This is a genomic window from Paenisporosarcina antarctica (assembly GCF_004367585.1).
In the GTDB taxonomy this organism is placed as follows: Bacteria; Bacillota; Bacilli; order Bacillales_A; family Planococcaceae; genus Paenisporosarcina; species Paenisporosarcina antarctica.
The window spans coordinates 1692214-1712688 of the sequence record NZ_CP038015.1 but is presented as its reverse complement, the minus strand read 5'-3'; the positions used below and the strand labels follow the sequence as shown (position 1 = coordinate 1712688).

At 35.4% G+C, this 20475-nt stretch carries 18 protein-coding genes; 16 read left to right on the top strand and 2 right to left on the bottom strand.

Annotated features, from left to right (window positions below; genetic code table 11):
* Nucleotides 1-4 precede the first annotated feature (4 nt).
* From msrA to glgA, 13 genes are all read left to right on the top strand, one after another.
* Nucleotides 5-529 carry a peptide-methionine (S)-S-oxide reductase MsrA gene (msrA, locus tag E2636_RS08580; protein WP_134209834.1) on the top strand — a complete coding sequence of 175 codons (525 nt, stop codon included), beginning with the start codon at nucleotides 5-7 and terminating at the stop codon, nucleotides 527-529.
* A gap of 2 nt (nucleotides 530-531) precedes the next feature.
* Nucleotides 532-954 carry a peptide-methionine (R)-S-oxide reductase MsrB gene (gene msrB, locus E2636_RS08575; protein ID WP_208324183.1) on the top strand — a complete coding sequence of 141 codons (423 nt, stop codon included), beginning with the start codon at nucleotides 532-534 and terminating at the stop codon, nucleotides 952-954.
* Between the two features lie 115 nt (nucleotides 955-1069).
* Nucleotides 1070-1300, top strand: coding sequence for a YozE family protein (locus E2636_RS08570; RefSeq protein ID WP_134209832.1), 231 nt, complete (start codon nucleotides 1070-1072; stop codon nucleotides 1298-1300).
* A gap of 160 nt (nucleotides 1301-1460) precedes the next feature.
* The gene (deoD, locus tag E2636_RS08565; RefSeq protein ID WP_134209831.1) at nucleotides 1461-2165 is read left to right on the top strand and encodes a purine-nucleoside phosphorylase; all 705 of its coding nucleotides are present in this window, start codon (nucleotides 1461-1463) and stop codon (nucleotides 2163-2165) included.
* Between the two features lie 127 nt (nucleotides 2166-2292).
* Complete coding sequence (locus E2636_RS08560; protein WP_134209830.1) at nucleotides 2293-3780, top strand: lmo1851 family serine protease; 1488 nt, start codon at nucleotides 2293-2295, stop codon at nucleotides 3778-3780.
* A 58-nt stretch (nucleotides 3781-3838) separates the two neighbouring features.
* Nucleotides 3839-4735, top strand: coding sequence for a CobW family GTP-binding protein (locus E2636_RS08555; protein ID WP_134209829.1), 897 nt, complete (start codon nucleotides 3839-3841; stop codon nucleotides 4733-4735).
* Nucleotides 4736-4741: 6 nt separating this feature from the next.
* Complete coding sequence (locus E2636_RS08550) at nucleotides 4742-5002, top strand: hypothetical protein (RefSeq protein ID WP_134209828.1); 261 nt, start codon at nucleotides 4742-4744, stop codon at nucleotides 5000-5002.
* A 162-nt stretch (nucleotides 5003-5164) separates the two neighbouring features.
* A complete protein-coding gene (locus E2636_RS19560) occupies nucleotides 5165-6016 on the top strand; it encodes a CAP domain-containing protein (protein WP_134209827.1) in 852 nt (283 codons plus the stop codon).
* A 563-nt stretch (nucleotides 6017-6579) separates the two neighbouring features.
* Complete coding sequence (locus E2636_RS08540; RefSeq protein ID WP_134209826.1) at nucleotides 6580-7608, top strand: glycoside hydrolase family 15 protein; 1029 nt, start codon at nucleotides 6580-6582, stop codon at nucleotides 7606-7608.
* Nucleotides 7609-7943: 335 nt separating this feature from the next.
* Nucleotides 7944-9884 (top strand): 1,4-alpha-glucan branching protein GlgB, encoded by a 1941-nt coding sequence (gene glgB / locus E2636_RS08535; RefSeq protein WP_134211776.1) that lies wholly within the window; start codon nucleotides 7944-7946, stop codon nucleotides 9882-9884.
* Complete coding sequence (locus E2636_RS08530; protein WP_134209825.1) at nucleotides 9874-11022, top strand: glucose-1-phosphate adenylyltransferase; 1149 nt, start codon at nucleotides 9874-9876, stop codon at nucleotides 11020-11022. Before glgB ends, E2636_RS08530 begins: the two co-directional genes overlap by 11 nt.
* Before the next feature lie 25 nt (nucleotides 11023-11047).
* Nucleotides 11048-12154, top strand: a complete 1107-nt coding sequence (glgD, locus tag E2636_RS08525; protein WP_134209824.1) for a glucose-1-phosphate adenylyltransferase subunit GlgD — start codon at nucleotides 11048-11050, stop codon at nucleotides 12152-12154.
* Between the two features lie 15 nt (nucleotides 12155-12169).
* A complete protein-coding gene (glgA, locus tag E2636_RS08520; RefSeq protein WP_134209823.1) occupies nucleotides 12170-13603 on the top strand; it encodes a glycogen synthase GlgA in 1434 nt (477 codons plus the stop codon).
* Between the two features lie 132 nt (nucleotides 13604-13735).
* Here glgA and E2636_RS08515 read toward each other — a convergent pair whose 3' ends face one another.
* On the bottom strand, nucleotides 13736-15091 hold the full coding sequence (locus tag E2636_RS08515) for an MATE family efflux transporter (RefSeq protein WP_134209822.1): 1356 nt from the start codon (nucleotides 15089-15091) through the stop codon (nucleotides 13736-13738).
* A gap of 263 nt (nucleotides 15092-15354) precedes the next feature.
* On the opposite strand from E2636_RS08515, the gene E2636_RS08510 reads away from it, so the two are divergent.
* Nucleotides 15355-16431 carry an undecaprenyldiphospho-muramoylpentapeptide beta-N-acetylglucosaminyltransferase gene (locus tag E2636_RS08510; RefSeq protein WP_134209821.1) on the top strand — a complete coding sequence of 359 codons (1077 nt, stop codon included), beginning with the start codon at nucleotides 15355-15357 and terminating at the stop codon, nucleotides 16429-16431.
* Between the two features lie 42 nt (nucleotides 16432-16473).
* On the opposite strand, the gene E2636_RS08505 is transcribed toward E2636_RS08510, so the two are convergent.
* Entirely contained in the window at nucleotides 16474-17025 is a 552-nt protein-coding gene (locus tag E2636_RS08505; RefSeq protein WP_134209820.1) for a GNAT family N-acetyltransferase, read from the bottom strand.
* A 360-nt stretch (nucleotides 17026-17385) separates the two neighbouring features.
* On the opposite strand from E2636_RS08505, the gene dapF reads away from it, so the two are divergent.
* Nucleotides 17386-18372: a diaminopimelate epimerase gene (gene dapF, locus E2636_RS08500; protein WP_134209819.1), complete on the top strand. Its 987-nt coding sequence runs from the start codon at nucleotides 17386-17388 to the stop codon at nucleotides 18370-18372.
* Nucleotides 18373-18385: 13 nt separating this feature from the next.
* Nucleotides 18386-20416: a diguanylate cyclase domain-containing protein gene (locus E2636_RS08495; protein ID WP_134209818.1), complete on the top strand. Its 2031-nt coding sequence runs from the start codon at nucleotides 18386-18388 to the stop codon at nucleotides 20414-20416.
* The last annotated feature ends 59 nt before the right edge of the window (nucleotides 20417-20475 follow it).

Below are 20475 nucleotides of genomic sequence, written 5' to 3'. Positions count from 1 at the left end.
ATATATGAACTTAGAAAAAGCAACTTTTGCAGGAGGATGTTTTTGGTGCATGGTTAAACCATTTGATTCTTATGAAGGTATTCATTCTGTTATTTCAGGATACACAGGTGGAGATATGGTAAATCCAACATACGAACAAGTATGCACCAATTTAACAGGTCATAAAGAAGCAGTCCAAATTACATTTGATGCTAGCATCTTTCCATATGAACAAATCGTACGACTATTTTGGATGCAAATTGACCCTACTGATGCAGGTGGGCAATTCTTTGATAGAGGTTCTTCTTATGAAACTGCCATCTTTTATCATAGTGAAGCACAAAGAGAAATTGCTGAAACAGCAAAAAATGAATTGCAAGCTAGCGGGAAATTTTCAAAACCAATTGTTACATCAATTATAGAAGCAAAACCATTCTATCCAGCAGAAAAATACCATCAAGATTATTACAAAAAAAATCCAGCACACTATGACAATTATCAAGTCGGTTCAGGCAGAGCTGGATTCAAACAAAAAATGTGGGGTGACTGAATATGACAAAAAAAGACTTAAGAAATAGTCTAACATCTATGCAATATCATGTGACTCAAGAAAATGGAACGGAACCACCTCATCGTAATGAATATGATCAGAATTTTAATGAAGGTATTTACGTTGATATTGTTTCAGGCAAAGCTTTATTCAGTTCAAAAGATAAATACGATGCAGGCTGTGGATGGCCAAGCTTTAGTAAGCCAATAGCTGGACCTGAAGTGACGGAGTTTTCTGACTATTCTCTAGGTATGAGAAGAACAGAGGTAAGAAGTAAAACAGCCAACTCACATTTAGGTCATGTATTTCCAGACGGTCCTGGTCCAGAAGGATTGCGTTATTGCATTAATTCAGCCGCTTTAAAATTTATTCCTAAAGAAAAATTAGAAGAAGAAGGATATAGTGAATACGTTTCACACTTCTAAATAAAAGGCAAAACTCTTTTTAGAGTTTAGCTTTTTATTTTTTGTATTGTTTTTGTACATGAGGATCAAAATCATGTATATATATAGTAGACAAAAATAAAAAATGGAGGATAATATGAATCAATCATTCTATAAATATGCCCTTACTTTTAGGGGTGGTAAAAAATCAGATGGTAAAGCCGTGTTTGCAGAAGCAATGTTTTATGATTTAACTTTTCCTAAGCAATCAAAAGATTTTGAAGAAATATCTAGGTATATTGAAGAATTGGCTCATTCAGATATATCCGCAATTATTTTTGATGAAATGTGGTTGCTATATGAAACAAATATAGCTTTTCAATCGTAGAAAGAAATTAATTCATTTGTAACTCTGTAAAAATCGGAACAAATACTTGATTACGTGAAGAATACCGTGGATAAATTCGAGTAATACGTAACTTCATTTGCATCTAGACTTGAAAAACAGTATGATAGTACGGAAATGTCTATAAAGTGAGGGTAAAAAAATGAGTGTTCATATTAATGCTAAAAAAGGCGATATCGCCGATACGATTTTACTACCAGGAGATCCATTACGTGCAAAATACATTGCAGAAACGTTTTTAGAAGACGTTGTTCAATACAATGAAGTTCGTAACATGTTTGGATATACTGGTACTTACAAAGGAAAACGTATTTCAGTTCAAGGAACAGGAATGGGTGTTCCATCTATCTCTATATACATTACGGAATTAATGGCTGAATATGATGTTCAAAAATTAATCCGCGTAGGTACATGTGGATCAATTCACAAAGACGTGAAAGTACGCGACGTTATTCTTGCACAAACTGCTTCAACTGACTCGAAAATGAATGAAATCATTTTCAGCGGCATAAACTTTGCACCTACTGCAGATTTTGACTTATTATTAAAAGCATATAATGCAGGAATTGAAAAAGGCTTAAATCTTAAGGTAGGTAATGTATTTACAGAAGATGTATTCTACAATGAGCATGCAGAGCATGAAAAATGGGCTCAATATGGAATCCTAGCGCTTGAAATGGAATCTTCAGCACTTTATACATTAGCTGCTAAATTCGGTCGTCAAGCACTTTCTATATTAACGGTAAGTGATCACTTATTGACTGGTGAAGTTACAACTTCAGAAGAGCGTCAATTGACATTTAACGAAATGATTGAAGTAGCATTAGAAGCGGCTATTCAAGAGTAATCAGAAAAGGCTGTCAGATATTTTCTTGACAGCCTTTTTCTTCCCGTATATGCGTCTTACCTGATAAACTATACATAAACATTGAAGCATTAAATCTAATGGTTTCGATTTGAAAGTGGTGAATGATATGGATGAGAAGCAAAATACTCCTGAACAACAAGTAGAACATAATCACCAAGATTCGCACGCGGGTAAATATATTCGTTTGAAACCTTTCTTTTTCATCATGCTTATCTTTACTTTGATCTTAAGTTCCGCAGGATTAACGATATTTGCTTTAACATTTGGCGATGAAAAAGTAGTTGAAGTAGGGGCACCTGAAAGACGAGAGTTCCAAAAGTTATATCAAGCGTATGACCAGTTAAAAGCAGATTATTATGCAGATATTGATCAAGAATTATTAGTTAATGGGGCAATTAATGGAATGATTGATTCTCTCGGAGATCCTTATTCAGATTATATGAATCAGGATGAGGCCTCACAGTTTAAAGAAAGTATTTCATCAAGTTTCCAGGGAATAGGTGCTGAAATACAAGAACGTAATGGCGTTATTTCAGTTGTTTCACCAATCAAAAACTCACCTGCTGAAAAAGCTGGTATTTTAACAAATGATAGTATCACCGCAGTTGATGGTGAAGATATTATTGGGATGAGTGCATCTGAAGCCGTTCTTTTAATACGAGGAGAAAAAGGTACATCTGTAACCTTAACAATTCAACGTGGTGAACAGAGCGACCCAATGGAAATTACTATTGTCCGTGATGAGATACCAATAGAAACGGTATATGCAGAAATGCTTGAAGATAATGTGGCACACATTCAAATTACAAGTTTTTCTGAAAATACGTATGATGAACTTCTTGCAGCTATTACTGACATGGAAGAATCCGGAATGAAAGCGATGGTCCTTGATGTGAGGCGAAATCCAGGCGGATTATTAAATTCAGCCATCAATATCTCAAATTTATTTGTTGAGGATGGAAAAACTTTGTTCCAAACTAAAGAAAAAGGAAAAGATGCAGAAGTCTTCTCAGCTACGGGCGGATCTAAAGTAAAAGTACCAGTATCATTATTAATTGATGAGGGTAGTGCTTCTGCTTCAGAAATTCTTGCAGCAGCTATGAGAGAATCTGCTGGAACACAACTTGTTGGCATAAATACCTTTGGTAAAGGAACGGTTCAAACCGCAAATGAATTAACCGACGGATCAAATATGAAATTCACAACTGCAAAATGGTTAACCCCAGATGGTAATTGGATTCATGAAAAGGGTATTGCACCTGATGTAAAAGTTGAATATCCATCTTATACTAAATTACCTTTTTTAGATGCTTCTATAGAAATAAAAAATGGCTTATTATCAGATCAAGTCAAATCAGCAGAAGAAATGCTTACAGCTGTTGGTATTGACACTGGTAAAGTGGACGGACTATTCGACGATCAAACAGAGGCCGCTATAAAGCAATTGCAAAAAGAAGAAGAACTTAAAGAAACAGGCATCTTAACTGGTGATACTACTTACGCCCTAATGGATCGTTTACGGGAGAAAATTGAAAAAGAAGATCCACAGTTATTAAAGGCTAAGGATTTAATATTAAAAGTACTTGCAAAATAAACAAAAAGCTGGCCTGCAATTTGAGGTCGGCTTTTGTTTCGAGAAAGGATGTATTAATATGAAGGATGTGTATTTATTTAGTGGCTTTTTAGGAAGTGGAAAGACTTCTCTATTAACTGACACAATACGACAGTTAAAAGAAAGAGGCTTAAAGCCAGCTGTACTGATGAATGAATTAGGAAAACTTCCTTTTGATTCAAAGGCTATAGAAGATGATATACCACTAAAAGAAATGCTAGAAGGATGTATTTGTTGTACCGGATCAGAGAAAACAGAAGCACAGCTTCAAACACTGTTAGCGGGTGAAGATTTTGACGTGCTTATTATTGAAACGACTGGTGCAGCTCATCCAGTTGAAGCTTTAGATGCAGTTTACTCTCCTCTATTTGCTAAGCAATTAAATGTTAAAGGAATTGTGACAGTTGTTGATAGTAAACGATGGTTGGATCGACACTTGCTTTCACCGCAGATGAGATCTCTTTTTTTAGAACAAATTCGCCACGCACATTTGCTTTTAGCAAACAAAATGGATTTATTATCTGAAGATCTACAAGCAAAGATTACTTTTGAGTTACAAAGTTTCAATTCAACTGCAACCTTAATTCAGACTTCCCATGGCAAATGTCCATTGTCGATGTTAGAAAGATTAAAAGGCACTGTTAGTGAGAAAAAAGTGAATGAAGCTAGAATAGGGGAGCAACTTACGTTGTCAACTCGAATAATTTCATTTAAGGAATCTGTCGGTAAAGTCGAATTTGAAGACTGGTTACGAACAATACCATCTACTATATACCGGATGAAGGGCTTTGTTCCAATCAAAGGTACTAAAAACCCCATGCTCTTCCAATATTCTTATGGAATGGTTCAGTGGTTACCAGAGTATGTAAAAATGGATCCGGTCATAGTAATTATTGGAGAAAAAATTGCTGATTTAAAGATTCCTGGAAGTGAGTAATAACTTATGATTGAAATAATACAAGCATACCAAACTTTATTTCCATTTCGACACGAGACAACAACATTGATATCTTTAGAACAATTAGAAGTTAGTATTCGAATTGAGTTATTAGATGAGTTAACGCACCCACGTGTTCGGAAAAACTCAGCTGAAAAACTACAAATAGCATACGAGAGAATAGAAAAAAGTAATTTAAATAACCTCTTAAAAATGCAATTGAAACAGGTATATGGGGATGTTTTTAAAACCGTCAATACCTTTTGAATTGAAACATATGGTAATTAATCTAAAACCACACAATTATAAAGTCCTTGAATGTGCATAGAGACTATCTTTCTATTTCTACTGGTGAAATTGGTAACAACTAGTTTTTATTATAGTAGAATTTAAAGATAGACTAAGTGGCAGAAGAGGAGAGTGGATGAAATGAAGAAATGGTTACTAGGATTAACAATGGGAGTTATGGTTTTCTCATTTGGTCAAGTTACAACTGCAGAAGCATCATCTTCACATAATGCAGAAAATTTTCTGACTCAAGCTACTAATAATTGGACGAAAAATACTCAATCAAAACAGGTTGAATCATATACAGCCTCACAGCAACAGACGTTGGAAGAAATTTTCGCACAACTTGCTGCATCAGGATTTAAATTTGATTTCGAGAAATTTATAGCAGAAAAGCCAGTACCAACGGCTAAACCAGTTGCAGAAAAGCCAGCACCAACGGCTAAACCAGCTGTAGAAAAACCAGCACCAACGGCTAAACCAGTTTCAGAAAAACCAGCACCAACTGCAGAAAAACCGGCACCAACAGCTAAACCAGTGGCAGAAAAACCAGCACCAACAGCTAAACCGACTGCAGAAAAACCAGCAACTCAAGCAACAGAACAAGCAGGTTCTATTTCAAACATTGAACAACAAGTACTAACTTTAACCAATCAAGAACGAGCTAAAGCAGGATTAAAAGCTCTTGCAACAGATGCTAAATTAATGAATGCAGCACGTGAAAAATCAACAGATATGAGAACAAATAAATACTTCTCACATACTAGTCCTACATTTGGTTCACCATTCGATCGTATGAAAGCTCTTGGTATCGATTACCGTGCAGCCGGAGAAAATATCGCAATGGGTCAAAAATCAGCGGATGAAGTCGTAAAAGCATGGATGGACTCACCAGGTCATCGTGAGAATATCATGAAAGCAAATTTCACTCATATTGGAATTGGCTACGATGCACAAGGTCATTACTGGACACAACAATTTATTCAAAAATAATAAGTAGAAAATAAAAAACGGTCATCTCACTTTTAGAGATGACCGTTTTTCTATTGTAAAAAAATCTGGATTTGGAGTTTAAGCACACTCATACTTATATATTCATATGTGATCAACCCTATGTTATTTGTCTTTTTCTCTCTGATTATGTCGTATTGCGTCGGAAGTTATTTATTTAAATAGATTATTTAGCATATTGTGTCTATTCGTATTCGTTTAATAGTGGTAAAATGTGATTAATTCTATTCACAATCTCTATATAGTAATGAAGTATACAAATAAAACTTCATGAGCATGAATACTTTTCAGGCAAAGCCAAGATTTTTCTATTTATATTCATTTATACATGGTATTTTACGCTCTCAATTGAGTCTTCTTGCTTATAAAAAATTTGAATTTCTACATAAAATATAAGTAATACCAATCATACGGCTTATATTGATTTAAAAAGCCAACTTTAAAATGAAAACGTTTTCATTTATTGTAAGTGAATTTTTTGTCTAAAATCAACTTATATAGTTAACGCTAAATGTTAGGAAATAAATTATGGGGGTGTCTCGAATATGAAAATTAACAATGCAATTGAAGTTTTAGATCGGATGCGACTTCCAAATGGTGCTTACACTGCAAGTATCTCAAATGACTATAATTACGTTTGGATACGTGATGTCGTTTATACGGTTTTGCCATTTTTACAAAGCCGCTCAGACAGATATGAAAAAGCCTATCATGCTTTATTTGACCTATTTAAGAGGTATGAATGGAAAATTGATATTCACCGGGAAAAGAAACCGTTTTATCTTTTTGAACATATACACTCAAGATATTCCACAGAGTTAAAGGAACTTAGCCAAGAGTGGGGTCATGCTCAAAATGATGCGATTGGAGCCTTCTTATGGGGAGTCGGAGAAGGTGTGAGCAACGGGCAAAAGGTCATCCGTGATGACAAAGATCTCGCTATCGTACAGAAGCTTGTCGACTACTTAGAATGTCTCCAATACTGGCAGGCACAGGATAATGGAATGTGGGAAGAAAATATAGAACTGCATGCTTCAAGTGTCGGTGCATGCGTGGCAGGCTTACACGCGGTGAAAATGCTAGTAAACGTTAAGCCCGAACTAATTCGAAAAGGGGAAGAAACGTTACGTTTTCTATTGCCACGGGAAAGTGAAACAAAAGAAACCGATTTAGCGCTGCTGTCACTTATATATCCATATCGAATTGTAGAAAGAAAAATGGCCCTTAAGATTATTGAAATGGTATCCGAACGCTTAGAACGTACAAATGGATGTATCCGTTATCAAAATGATCAGTATTATAACGAAGGAAGCGAAGCTGAATGGTGCTTCGGACTACCTTGGATGGGATTATGTTATTTTGAACTGGGTCTGTATAATAAAGCTTATGAATATATAAATAAAACGGAACGAATTATTCCTGATAATTGGGAAATTCCTGAATTATATATTGGGGGGAAAAATGTGCCAAATGGAAACACTCCTTTAGCATGGTCGGTTTCTCTTTCTTATCTATTTTTAAACAGAATGAGAAGTATTAGCCCTTCACAATTGACAGGTAATGATAATGCTTAAACAAAAACAATAGTAGTAATATTTATTAGTCCCATAAACTTGGAATAGTTAGTCTGTGGAAGAAAAATAGGAAAGTGTAAGGGGACTGCCGATTATAATTAATGGGACGGTCTAATCTTAAAAGTTGTATTGTTCAGCAATACTTCACGTCCAAATAGTACATTCTAAAAAATCCTTCATTTCCTGTTGGGTTTTTTATTTTTGTCTTAAATTAACTTTTCCACATAAAATTCATCATTATAAAGGAGTATTTTAATAAGTGGCGAATAATTTAAGTTAGAGATGGTAAAAAAATAGAATAATCATAAGGTGAAGGAGATGGAAATGTGGAAAAAATGATTAAGTTCCCAAAGCAGCTATACCCGAGTGATCTTGATGTATACCTTTTCCATGAAGGTTCACTGTATGAAAGCTATAAAATACTCGGTTCACATCTCCTTTCACACAACGAATTTCAAGGTGTGAGATTTGCAGTTTGGGCACCACATGCAAAGCGGGTAACCGTCGTAGGTGATTTTAATAATTGGAATGGCTTTAATAGTGAGATGGAGCGTATGAACAATTCAGGAATTTGGATTTTATTTATTCCCGAGCTTAAACAGGGAGACATATATAAATATGAGGTTACTGGACCGGATGGGCATAAGGAATTAAAGGCAGACCCTTTCGCATTTTATTCGGAGCTGCGACCCGCAACGGCTTCTGTTATCTATAAATTAGATTCTTATGAATGGCATGATCAAAAATGGATGGCTCAGCGAATAAAGACAGATATATACCATAAACCGATGATGATTTACGAGGTACACTTGGCTTCCTGGAAGCAAAAAAAAGATGGTGAGTTTTATACGTATCAAGAACTCGCCGACGAACTAGTTGATTATGCAGTGAGAAATGGCTTTACACATATTGAGTTGATGCCCATTATGGAACACCCATTTGATGGTTCATGGGGCTACCAAATAACTGGATTTTATTCGGCGACAAGCCGATATGGTACACCAGAGCAATTAATGTATTTCATCGACCAGTGCCATCAAAAGGGACTTGGTGTAATCCTAGATTGGGTGCCTGCACATTTTTGTAAGGATATTCAAGGTCTTGGTCGTTTTGATGGAACTCCTCTCTATGAATCAGCAGATCCCATGCGTGCAGAGCGGCCTATCTGGGGAACGTATAGCTTTGACTACAGCAAGCCGGAAGTTGTCAGCTTTCTAATTTCTAACGCTATGTTTTGGATGGATGTCTATCATGTTGATGGATTCCGGGTTGATGCAGTTTCTTCAATTGTTTATTTAAATCATGATAATCCACTTCCTATTAAATTAAAGAATCAATATGGAGGTGGAGAAAACATAGAAGCTGTCAAGTTCTTGAAAAAGTTAAATGAAACTATTTTCCATAAGTATCCAGGCGTTTTGATGATGGCAGAGGAATCAACCGAGTGGCCGCTAGTTACAAGACCGACTAGTGAAGGTGGGCTTGGATTTAATTATAAGTGGAATATGGGCTGGTCTAATGACGTGCTTAAGTATATGAAATTTGATGTAAGTGAACGTCCAAGGCATCATCATCTGTTGACATTTTCATTCTTTTACGCATTCTCTGAAAATTATGTACTTCCATTTTCTCATGATGAGATGGTTCATGGAAAACGGTCATTACTTAATAAAATGCCTGGGGATTACTGGCAAAAATTCGCGAATTTACGTTTGCTTTTAGGGTATTTATTTACACATCCTGGTAAAAAACTTTTATTTATGGGTAGTGAATTTGGTCAGTTTGACGAATGGAAATACGCAGAAGAAATGGATTGGATGCTTTTAGGTTTTGAATCTCACTCCAATTTCTATCATTACTTTAAAGAAATAAATAAATTCTATCAGGAAACAAATTCACTTTGGCGTCTCGATCATGAGGAAGCTGGCTTTCAGTGGATCGATGCAGACAATGCAGACCAAAGCGTGATTACTTTTATGAGAAAAGGAAAACGCAAGGGAGACTATTGCATTGTTGTTTGTAATTTTTCAGCCGATGTATACCATAATTATCAAATTGGAGTTCCATCTTTCGGGAAATATTATGAAGCATTTAATAGTGATGCCTTATCATATGGCGGTTCTGGTCAGGGGAATTCAGCTCCAATCATTGCGAGTAAGGATGCGAGTCATAACCAGCCGTGCAGTATTGAAATAACCGTACCGCCATTAGGTATTGTGATATTTATGAAGCAAACAAAAACAAGACAAAGGGGAGTCAATATAAATGGCATCTAAAAAATGGGTGGCAATGCTCTTAGCGGGTGGTCAAGGTTCAAGACTAGGAGAATTGACAAGTGACTTAGCTAAACCCGCAGTTCCGTTTGGTGGGAAATACCGAATTATTGATTTTACGTTAAGCAACTGTACACATTCTGGTATTGATACGGTAGGAATACTCACACAATATCGACCGCATATTTTAAACTCATATGTAGGGAATGGGAGAACATGGGATCTCGATCGCAATTACGGAGGTGTTGCAATGCTTCCACCTTATAAGGGTAAAGATGGTGGTGAATGGTACAAAGGAACAGCCAATGCAGTGTATCAAAATTTTCATTTTATTGACCAATATGAGCCGGAATACGTGCTTGTCATCTCAGGAGATCATATATACAAGATGGATTATAATAAGATGCTAGAGGACCATGTCGAGAACGGAGCCCTTGCTACAATTGCTGTCATTGAGGTGCCCTGGAATGAGGCTAATCGATTTGGTATTATGAATACTGATGATACCGATCAAATTATAGAATTTGACGAGAAACCAGAACATCCAAAAAGCAATCTGGCTTCGATGGGTGTTTATCTCTTTAACTGGAAACACCTTAAAAAATATTTAACTGAAGATGAAAATACCATCGGTTCTACCAATGACTTTGGAAAAGATATTATTCCAAAGATGATTGATGAAGGGGCTCATGTGCAAGCTTATAGATTTAAAGATTACTGGAAGGACGTCGGAACAGTCGAAAGCCTTTGGGAAGCTCATATGGACTTATTGGGAGAACCACCCGCTTTTGATCTAGGAGATGCTAACTGGCAAATATATGCAGGTAATGCTAATCATCCCCCACAATATATCTCTCAAGAGGCTGAAGTCTTACAATCCTTAATTAATGAAGGATGTTTGGTATTTGGCAAAGTCGAGCATTCCGTTCTTTCCTATAACGTGCAAGTTGGAAAAGGATCTACAATTAAGGATTCCGTTATCATGCCAAATGTGAAAATCGGCAAAAATGTAACGATAGAAAAGGCGATTATTGGTAGCGGCACAATTATTGAAGACGGAGCTGTTATTGGTGTCAATAAACAGGGAATTACCCTAATCGGAGAAAATCAACGGATTTCTCCGACATATGCCAAACTTTAGAATCTAAATAAAAGGGGGAGCTTAAATGAATAACGTATTAGGGGTAATTAATCTCGTAAATGAAAAACCTATATTGAAAGAACTGACTCAACATCGTTGCCTAGCTTCAGTACCCTTTGGAGGTCGCTATCGGATGATTGATTTCACCATGTCAAACTTTATGAATGTTAGCGTCAGCAAAGTTGCGATTTTTACTAAGGATAAATATCGATCGGTCATGGATCATCTTGGTTCTGGTAAAGAGTGGGATCTTGATCACCGTTCACAAGGATTATTCATATTGCCTCCAAGTCATCCTGATGAAAAGATTAAAGGGGATTTACAGCAATTCTTTGATCATTTAGAATTCTTTCAGCGAGCAAATGCTGACACGGTTATTATTGCTCCTGGTCATCATATTTGTAAAATTGACTTTAACGAAGTGATAAAAGAACATGAAAGCAATGAAGCTGATATAACAGTTCTGTATAAGGATTATGACGGAAAACCGATGCGCAAACCGCTTTATCACCAATGTTCACTTGATATAAATGGTGAAGTTCTTGATATTGAGCTTTATACATCTCCTAATAGAGGAGACCATGTATGTTTAGAAACTTATGTGATTGGAAAGCAACTGTTAATAGACTTAATTAAAAAATGTGTGGATAATGAAGAATATGATTTTTTGAAAGATGTGGTAAAGGCAAACTTAAGGGATCTCCGGGTGCAAGGATATGAATTTAAGGGCCATATGCCGTTCATTCATTCTCTTGAAACTTACCATACTAGTAATATGGAATTTCTAAATCCTGAAATTCTAAATACCTATTTTTATGGTTCTTGGGAAGTTTTCACAAAAATTAAGCATGAAGCACCTACTAACTATGCCATTTCATCTGAAGTATCCAATTCCTTAATTGCTAATGGCTGTAATATCGAAGGAATCGTTGAAAACAGTATTATTTTCCGTGGGGTGCAGGTTAAAAAAGGGGCTGTAGTGAAAAATAGTATCATCATGCAGAGAGGTGATATAGAAGAAGGAGCACATATAGAGAATATTATCACCGATAAACAAGTTATCATTACTAAGGGACAGGTATTAAAAGCTAGGCATCAGCCAACTGTAATCAAAAAAGCAGAAGTTATTTAATGGAGGGAAACTAGCATGAATATTTTATTTGCAGCCTCAGAGTGTGCACCTTTCATTAAGACAGGGGGACTAGGCGATGTTATTGGTGCCTTGCCTCACTCTTTACATAAAGAGGGGGTAAATGTCAGCGTAATATTACCTAAATATGGAGATCTTTCATTGCACTATACAGAACAATTGCAATGGATCAAAAGTATCGAAGTACCTGTAGGCTGGAGAAATCAGTTCTGCGGCATTGAAAAATTTGATTATCAAGGAATAACAGTCTACTTCCTCGATAACGAATATTATTTTAAAAGACATGGTAGCTATGGTTTTGATGATGATGGAGAAAGGTTTGCGTTCTTCTCCCGAGCTGTGCTTGAGGTATTGCCATACTTAGAGGAAAGACCTGATATCATTCATTGCCATGATTGGCAAACAGGCCTGATACCTGTTCTTTTGAAAGCTCATTATGAAAATAACTCGTATTATCAAGGAATTAAAACGTTATTTACGATTCATAATTTGCGCTACCAGGGTGTCTATTCAAAATCAGTCCTTTATGATTTACTGGATTTAAATGAGCATTATTTTCACCCGGACGGCTTGGAGTTTTATGGGAATGTCAGTTATCTTAAAGCAGGTCTAGCCTTTGCTGATCGTATAACAACAGTAAGCGCTACTTATGCATCCGAGATACAGACTCCCTTTTACGGAGAAGGGCTTGATGGTTTTTTACGAAGAAGAGGTGCCGAACTTCATGGAATTGTGAACGGCATTGACAATGTGGTCTACGATCCTAAACGTGACGAATTTATAATGCTTCCATTCAATGATTATGAGGGGAAAATTGAAAATAAAAAGAACCTACAAGAAACGCTAGCGCTTCCTGTAAATGCTGATATACCCATAATTTCTATGGTTACCAGACTTGTTGATCAAAAAGGCATAGATCTAATTCTCCATGTTTTTCATGAAATACTGGAATTGAATGTACAGTTTGTTTTATTAGGCACCGGAGATCATCAATATGAAGAGTCGTTTAAATACTTTGCTGATAATTATCCTGATAAAGTGTCAACCAACCTTTACTTTGATGAAGCAATGGCTAGAAAAATCTATGCTGGTTCTGATCTTTTTCTGATGCCATCTCAATTTGAACCATGTGGCATCGGACAGTTACTTGCACTTCGCTATGGAACCCTGCCGCTCGTTCGTGAAACAGGCGGACTAAAAGACACTGTGATAAATTATAACGAATTTACAGAACAAGGAAATGGTTTTAGTTTCGCTAATTATAATGCACACGATATGCTGCATACGATTGAGCGGGCTGTAAATATTTACCTTAACCACCCTGACAAGTGGGCGACTTTAGTAGATAAAGCCATGACACTTGATTTTAGTTGGGCTAAATCTTCGCAGGAATATTTCAAAATATATAAAGAGCTTCTAAACAATAACTGACAGAAAAAGCTCCACAGACCTAGCTTAAAAGAGGACTGGTATTTTGAAGTGAAAATGAAAACTACTGGAGTATTACATTAAGGTTTGAATCAATTCTAAAATCGTCCATAAATGAAAACAAGACGCAAACCCCTAGTGGGCTGCGTCTTGTTTTTTGCGTTGAATACGAATGAGTCGATATGTCAAAGTAATAGCACCTGCAGTTAACCCAACAATTAATCCTATCCAGTATCCAAAAGGTCCGAAATCAGTAAATTTCGACAAGAGATAGCCAATTGGCAAACCAATGACCCAATAAGAGATAATGGCCATAATAAACGTAACGTTAACATCTTTATAACCTCTTAAAGCCCCTTGAACTGGTGCTTGGATGGCATCTGACAATTGGAAAAGTGCTGCAAATACGAAGAATTGAACCGTTAATTGAATAACCGTTTCGTCAGTCGTATATATTCCTGCAATTTGTTCTCTGAAAAAAAATAAAATACACGCGGAGAAGAAGCTAAATAATATCGCTGTACTAACACTTAACCAACTATATGTTTGTGCATCTTTAAAACGTTTCGCGCCGACTTCATATCCTATTAATACTGTTGCACCAAATGAAATACTTAAAGGAATCATGTAAAGTAACGAAGTGAAGTTTAAAGCAATCTGGTGAGCTGAAATAACTTCTGTACTATAAGTACTCATCATTAAGGTAACAGCAGAAAAAATACTTGTTTCTGCAAAAATAGACAATCCAATAGGAATTCCAATTGTACTAATATCCTTCCATTTTGAAAACTGTACACGCTGCCAATTCTTAAACAGTTCATATTGCTGAAATGGTCTTTGTTTATGAGCAATACCAACAGTGATTAAGAAAACTAGCCAATAAGTTATGGCTGAAGCATAACCAGCTCCAGCTCCACCAAGTTCAGGAAAACCGAATTTCCCGAAAATGAGCACATAATTAAAGCATACATTTATTGGAGCGGAGAGTAATGTGATGATCATCGTAACCCGCGTTTTACCCAAGGCATCCATGTAAGACCGTAAAACAGTGTAAGCAAATAGTGGGATAATACCTATAATCATTGCAAGTAAATATGATTTGGCGATTTTTTCAACTCGAATTTCTAAAGTCATTATTTGAAGAATAGGTTCTAACACAAAGAACAGACCAATTGAAATAAAAATAGATAATGCCAAAGATAATAATAATCCTTGTTGAACTATAAGTCTGACTTCATCCTTTTTTTTCGCACCGACTAATTGTGCCACAATAGGTGTGATTGCAATTAGTATACCTGCTAATCCGGTATATACAGGTATCCATAACGATGAACCTATCGCTACACCAGCTAAGTCTTCACTCCCGTATCTACTTGACATTAAAATATCAAAGAATGAGATTAAATATAAAGCAACTTGTGTGACTAATATAGGAAATACGATTTTGAACATGAGCGACCATTTCTCTTTAAGCTGTGTAGTTTCGTACATACTAGATCACCCTGTATTCTGCAAATTTCCAATTATTATAGCACATTTTATACCGACAAAGAGGTTGTGTAATTTATCGGATTTTTCAATCTATCCATGTTTAGTATTTTAATTGAGTTTAGTTACTTTTAACAGATATCGTTTCTGTCGTCTCTTTAAATGGTGTATATTATGTAGAGGATACGAACAATGTCTGATGTATTGCAAAAATAGATTTTAAAATCTTACCTTAAAGAATGATAATAAAGATAGGAGATATACATATGAATAAAAAATCAATTGTATTAACAGGTGGAGGAACTGCCGGTCACGTCTCACTTAACCAAGCAATCATCCCAGCATTAGTAGAGCAAGGTTTTGAAATCCATTACATAGGATCTAAAGATGGTATAGAATTGGAATTAATACGTGATGCCTTTCCTAATGTTTTGTACCATGCGATTTCAAGTGGGAAATTTAGACGTTACGCCTCTGTAAAAAACTTTACAGATCCTTTTCGCGTGGGAAAAGGACTTATTGAAGCTTTATTAATTGTTAGAAAAGTAAAACCATCTGTTATTTTTTCAAAAGGAGGATTCGTATCAGTTCCTGTTGTTTTGGCAGGGAAGTTATCTAAAATTCCGGTTGTAATTCACGAATCCGATGTAACTCCCGGTTTAGCAAATAAAATTGCGATTCCCATGGCTCATCACATATTTACTGTATTTCAAGAGACATTACAACATTTACCTCCTGAAAAATCAAGTTGTTCTGGCTCCATTATTCGTTCAGAGTTATTTGATGGGAAAAAACAAGTGGGTCTTCAATTTTGTGACTTTACAGGTTGGAAACCTGTCCTTCTCATCATGGGTGGTAGTCAAGGTTCAGTGGTAGTTAATGAAGCTATTCGCAGCAATTTACCGCAACTTCTTGAAATGTTTGATATCATACACCTCTGCGGAAAAGGTAAAGTAGATGACTCTTTACTTAAAATTCCAGGATATAAACAATTTGAATACGTGACTAAAGAATTACCTGATTTAATACACGCATCAGATTTAATTGTATCAAGAGCTGGCTCAAATTCAATTTTCGAATTTTTAGCTTTACGTAAACCGATGTTATTAATACCTTTATCAAAACAAAAAAGTCGGGGAGATCAAGTACTAAATGCTGAAATTTTCAAAAAACAAGGGTGGGCCTCGGTGCTTGAAGAAGAAGATGTTACACCTAAATTATTTTTGTCGTCCTTAAAAGATCTAAATGGTCAAGCAAATGAAATACGAATTTTGATGGAAAGCTCTGATCACACAAAAAAACCGGATGAAATGGTAAAATTGATTAATTCATATTCAAAATAAAAAAACCGCCTACACGATTATATGTGTGGGCGGTATATTAAATTAAATTGCATGTTCTTCTTCTTCAACAAATCTAGATGCAGCTGTTGCTAAGTAGAATAAGTCTTTAGTTATTTGATACAGCTCATATTTATGGTCTCCTGCATTAATTTCTTCAAATAAAGTAGGATGAGTATCTTTAGCGTTCATACTGTATGCTAGTTTCTCTGTTGCACGAATAGACTTTTCATTATGCTTTTTAATCCTCACAAAAACTGTATTGATATTATGTTGATAAAAAAGCTCTTCTAAAAATAGATTTTTCGCTTTTAGATTGAATCCTTTTCCTTGGAAAGGATGACCAATCCAAGTTCCTAGAAAACCAGCTTGATCTTGAATATCATATAAATTTATTGTTCCTATTGGCATCCCATAATCATCAGTAATCGTGCGTGAAATAACTTTTCCACATTCTTCTTCTTCCATTAATTGTTTCGTCATAAATAAGAATTCATCAGTTGAAGTTGCTTTTTGTCGAACGAAAGGAAAGACAGATGGGTGAGTTAAATACTCAAACAAAGAGCCACATTCGTGCAATTCTCGTCTTTTAATCACAATTAACGCCTCCGTATCGGGGCAGATAAAGACAGAAGTCTAGCTCTAGCCCCTCGAAATTTTTCATTTTGTAGTGCATAAAAAATTCCGGGGTGGGAATCGAACCCACTAGAACCAGTCATAAAACTGGTGGCGCACCATTTGCCTTCCCTAACGATTTACGATCAATAAATCGTTCTATAAAATTATTTTCTTATTACTTTTCTTTATTACTATACTAATTTTTATTTAAAATGAAAACAAAAAAATTGTGAAATTCATGTAAATTTTATTGGGATTTCAGATAGAAATTTTAGGGAATAGTTGTAACCATTTATTATTAGATTTAATATGAAGATATAGAATCTTGGAGGTATTATCATGACAATCATTTTTCATAAAGTGCACGGTTCTGGCAATACATTTTACTTACACGAAGAAATACCAAACATGTTTTATAATTGGCCTTTAACTGCACAAAAAATGTGCAACCCCTCTAATGAAAATGGAGCAGATGGTTTATTAATTATTTCACAGTCAACTAAAGCAGATGCGAAAATGCGCGTTTATAATGCAGATGGGTCTGAAGCATCCATGTGTGGAAATGGGTTAAGATGTGTAGCAAGATTTGTTTTAACAAAATTAGGGGTAACTGTAGCAACGATTGAGACGATGAAAGCCGTACTATCTGTGCAACAAGTAGAACCAATATTTAAAAGTATAGATACGTATAAGGTAGAAATTTCACCCGTGTCGTTTAAACTTACTTCACTTCCAATGAAACATAAAAATCATAAGCAAATTGTGAATGAAGTAATGCCAGAATTCTCCTTGGATATTCACTTTACTGCAGTGTCGGTCCCAAACCCTCATTTAATCGGTATTGTCCCTATTCATTATATTGAAGATACACAGTTCCAAGAACAACTTGCTACATCTTTTAATATAGATAATGAGCATTTTCCAGATGGCGTTAATGTTAGTTTTGTTCATCCTGTTGATGAGTCGAGTATTTTCGTACGAACTTTCGAACGAGGCGTAGGGTTTACAAATGCATGTGGTACTGCCATGACGGCTTCTGCATTAGTGTCTGCAACAATTAATTTAGTCCCTTATGGTGAAATAACGGTATATAATCCAGGTGGTTTTGTTAAGTGCGAGATTGAAAAAAATGAAAATCATGTTCATTTATCACTGATTGGCAATGCAACATTTTTTGCTACCTATTCGGGTGAATTAACTGAAGACGGAGAATTTATCATTAATTCAGTCATTCTTCATGAACATGAAATTAATGAGTATAAAGAATTAGAGCTACAAGCACAGAAAAATGTAAACGATGGATGGTCTAGTAATGAGTATTTGTAGGAGATGAAAGTAGATGAAACATTTTTTCACTCAAACACAATTTGATTTATTATATGGAGATACCTCAGATTTAGTGTTTTTTTTAATTCAAAAAGAACACTCTTTTGAGTATTTATTTGTCAACGAAAGTGCAAGGCTCATTTTTAAAGATAGTCCAATTAACTCCAATTTACACGATATTCTAACATCTCCACACTTAGAAGAAATTTATGAGAATTACTTAATAGCCATTCAAGAAAATAAAGTAGTTATATATCAAGATTTCTTTTTGTTTTCAGATGTTGAATTAGTAAATGAAACTACCATAAAACCAATTCAAACAGTACAAGGAACATATATACTTGCAACGACTAAAGAAGTTTCAACTCAAAAGGAAATAGAAGAAAAATATTTATTTATGCAATCTTTACTGAATATGATTGTGGATCCAACAATTATTGTCACTAAAGACGGTAAAATATTCGATATGAATCCTAAGTTTGAAGAAATATTTGGCTATAAACTGACAGAGTGGCGTGGAAAACATTACTTGAACTTGCCATTCGTCCCTTTGAAAGAGCATAGTCAAGTTGAATATCATTTTGAAACAAATTTACGAGGTACTGGGAAATCATCAGTACTTGTTCAACGAATGAAATCGACTGGTGACGATGGGACATTTCTTGTAAGTTACTCTCCTATAAAGAAAAATGAGGAAACTGTTGCCATGTATATTTTGTTACAAGAAGTTACAGATGAAGTCGAGTTAAAGGAAAGTCTTCGTAATACTAGACATATTTTAGAGAGTTATAAACGTGCGATTAGTAAGGCTGCAATGGTGTTAATGACCACTCAAAACGGAGTCATTGAATATGCCAATGACTTGTTTATTGCCACAACTGGCTTTAAGAAACAAGAAGTAATAGGTCAACATATTAGCACATTGCAAATTGATCGCTATAATGACATTCAAATGCGACACTTGTGGAAAGAAGTTATGCACGAAAAAATATGGCGTGGAGAGCTTCGAAATAGAGCAAGTGACGGGACTTTTTACTGGGGAGATACAACTATAATCCCGCTATACAATGAACAACAGCAGATTGAAAACATTCTTATCATTCAATTTGATATAACAGAAAAAAAGAATATGATGACTGACCTACAATCAATTGAAAAAACGTTTAATTTAATTACAGAGAATACCAATGATTTAATCGCGATTACAGATGAGAAAGGATATATTCTTTATACATCACCTTCTCACGATAGAATATTAGGTTTATCAAAAGAAGCAATGTTGAATAAACAATTTAGTGACATGCTGACAAATGAATATCTAAATTTATGGAAAAATGACGTGTCAAAACGAGTCAATGAAGATGAAGAAATACGACTAGAACTTCAATATACTCAAAAAAATAATTTTCAGCTATGGACCGAAACTTCGATTGTTGCCGTAAAAGATCGTGAACGGCAAGGTAAATTAAAGCATGTCATTGTTTCAAGAGAAATAACAGAACGCAAAAAATTAGAAGAACATCTTAGCTTTATGGCATATCATGATAGCTTAACGCAATTACCTAACCGAAGACATCTGTGGAAAGAATTCCCCAAATTGGTCAAGCAAGCTGAATTTGATGAAACATCAATAGCAGTTCTATATTTAGATGGAGACGACTTCAAATCGGTAAACGATACTTATGGTCATGATATTGGTGATGAATTTATACGAATGTTTGGTGAGGCCCTTTTATCGAGTGTGCGAACACAAGACTTAGTGTCTCGTGTTGGTGGGGATGAGTTCGTTATTCTTCTTACAGGTTTGCCAAACGTTCCCAATAAAAGACTAGAAGTATTGACGCTCATCATTAGTAGAATTAGAACTTCTTTAAAAACAGGTTGGTTATTAAGCGGAACCATATTTACTCCAACTACGTCGATTGGAATTTCTTATTTCCCTGATCACGGAAACACAGTTGAGGATTTATTAGAAAAAGCTGACACGGTTATGTATGAAGTGAAGCGAATGGGGAAAAATCAGCAACTTGTTTATTCTGAATGAAATTAAAAAAGCAACCACGTTATGGAACTATTTTTAGACAAATATGAAGAAGGTGGAAA

What these genes read in the sequence shown, in the direction of transcription:
- deoD (WP_134209831.1), top strand. Translation starts at nt 1,461, where the DNA reads ATGAGTGTTCATATTAATGCTAAAAAAGGCGATATCGCCGATACGATT.
- glgD (WP_134209824.1), top strand. Translation starts at nt 11,048, where the DNA reads ATGAATAACGTATTAGGGGTAATTAATCTCGTAAATGAAAAACCTATA.
- glgA (WP_134209823.1), top strand. Translation starts at nt 12,170, where the DNA reads ATGAATATTTTATTTGCAGCCTCAGAGTGTGCACCTTTCATTAAGACA.
- E2636_RS08495 (WP_134209818.1), top strand. Translation starts at nt 18,386, where the DNA reads ATGAAACATTTTTTCACTCAAACACAATTTGATTTATTATATGGAGAT.
- E2636_RS08510 (WP_134209821.1), top strand. Translation starts at nt 15,355, where the DNA reads ATGAATAAAAAATCAATTGTATTAACAGGTGGAGGAACTGCCGGTCAC.
- glgB (WP_134211776.1), top strand. Translation starts at nt 7,944, where the DNA reads ATGATTAAGTTCCCAAAGCAGCTATACCCGAGTGATCTTGATGTATAC.
- E2636_RS08560 (WP_134209830.1), top strand. Translation starts at nt 2,293, where the DNA reads ATGGATGAGAAGCAAAATACTCCTGAACAACAAGTAGAACATAATCAC.
- E2636_RS08515 (WP_134209822.1), bottom strand. Translation starts at nt 15,091, where the DNA reads ATGTACGAAACTACACAGCTTAAAGAGAAATGGTCGCTCATGTTCAAA.
- E2636_RS08530 (WP_134209825.1), top strand. Translation starts at nt 9,874, where the DNA reads ATGGCATCTAAAAAATGGGTGGCAATGCTCTTAGCGGGTGGTCAAGGT.
- msrB (WP_208324183.1), top strand. Translation starts at nt 532, where the DNA reads ATGACAAAAAAAGACTTAAGAAATAGTCTAACATCTATGCAATATCAT.
- E2636_RS08540 (WP_134209826.1), top strand. Translation starts at nt 6,580, where the DNA reads ATGAAAATTAACAATGCAATTGAAGTTTTAGATCGGATGCGACTTCCA.
- dapF (WP_134209819.1), top strand. Translation starts at nt 17,386, where the DNA reads ATGACAATCATTTTTCATAAAGTGCACGGTTCTGGCAATACATTTTAC.
- E2636_RS08550 (WP_134209828.1), top strand. Translation starts at nt 4,742, where the DNA reads ATGATTGAAATAATACAAGCATACCAAACTTTATTTCCATTTCGACAC.
- E2636_RS08555 (WP_134209829.1), top strand. Translation starts at nt 3,839, where the DNA reads ATGAAGGATGTGTATTTATTTAGTGGCTTTTTAGGAAGTGGAAAGACT.
- E2636_RS19560 (WP_134209827.1), top strand. Translation starts at nt 5,165, where the DNA reads ATGAAGAAATGGTTACTAGGATTAACAATGGGAGTTATGGTTTTCTCA.
- E2636_RS08570 (WP_134209832.1), top strand. Translation starts at nt 1,070, where the DNA reads ATGAATCAATCATTCTATAAATATGCCCTTACTTTTAGGGGTGGTAAA.
- msrA (WP_134209834.1), top strand. Translation starts at nt 5, where the DNA reads ATGAACTTAGAAAAAGCAACTTTTGCAGGAGGATGTTTTTGGTGCATG.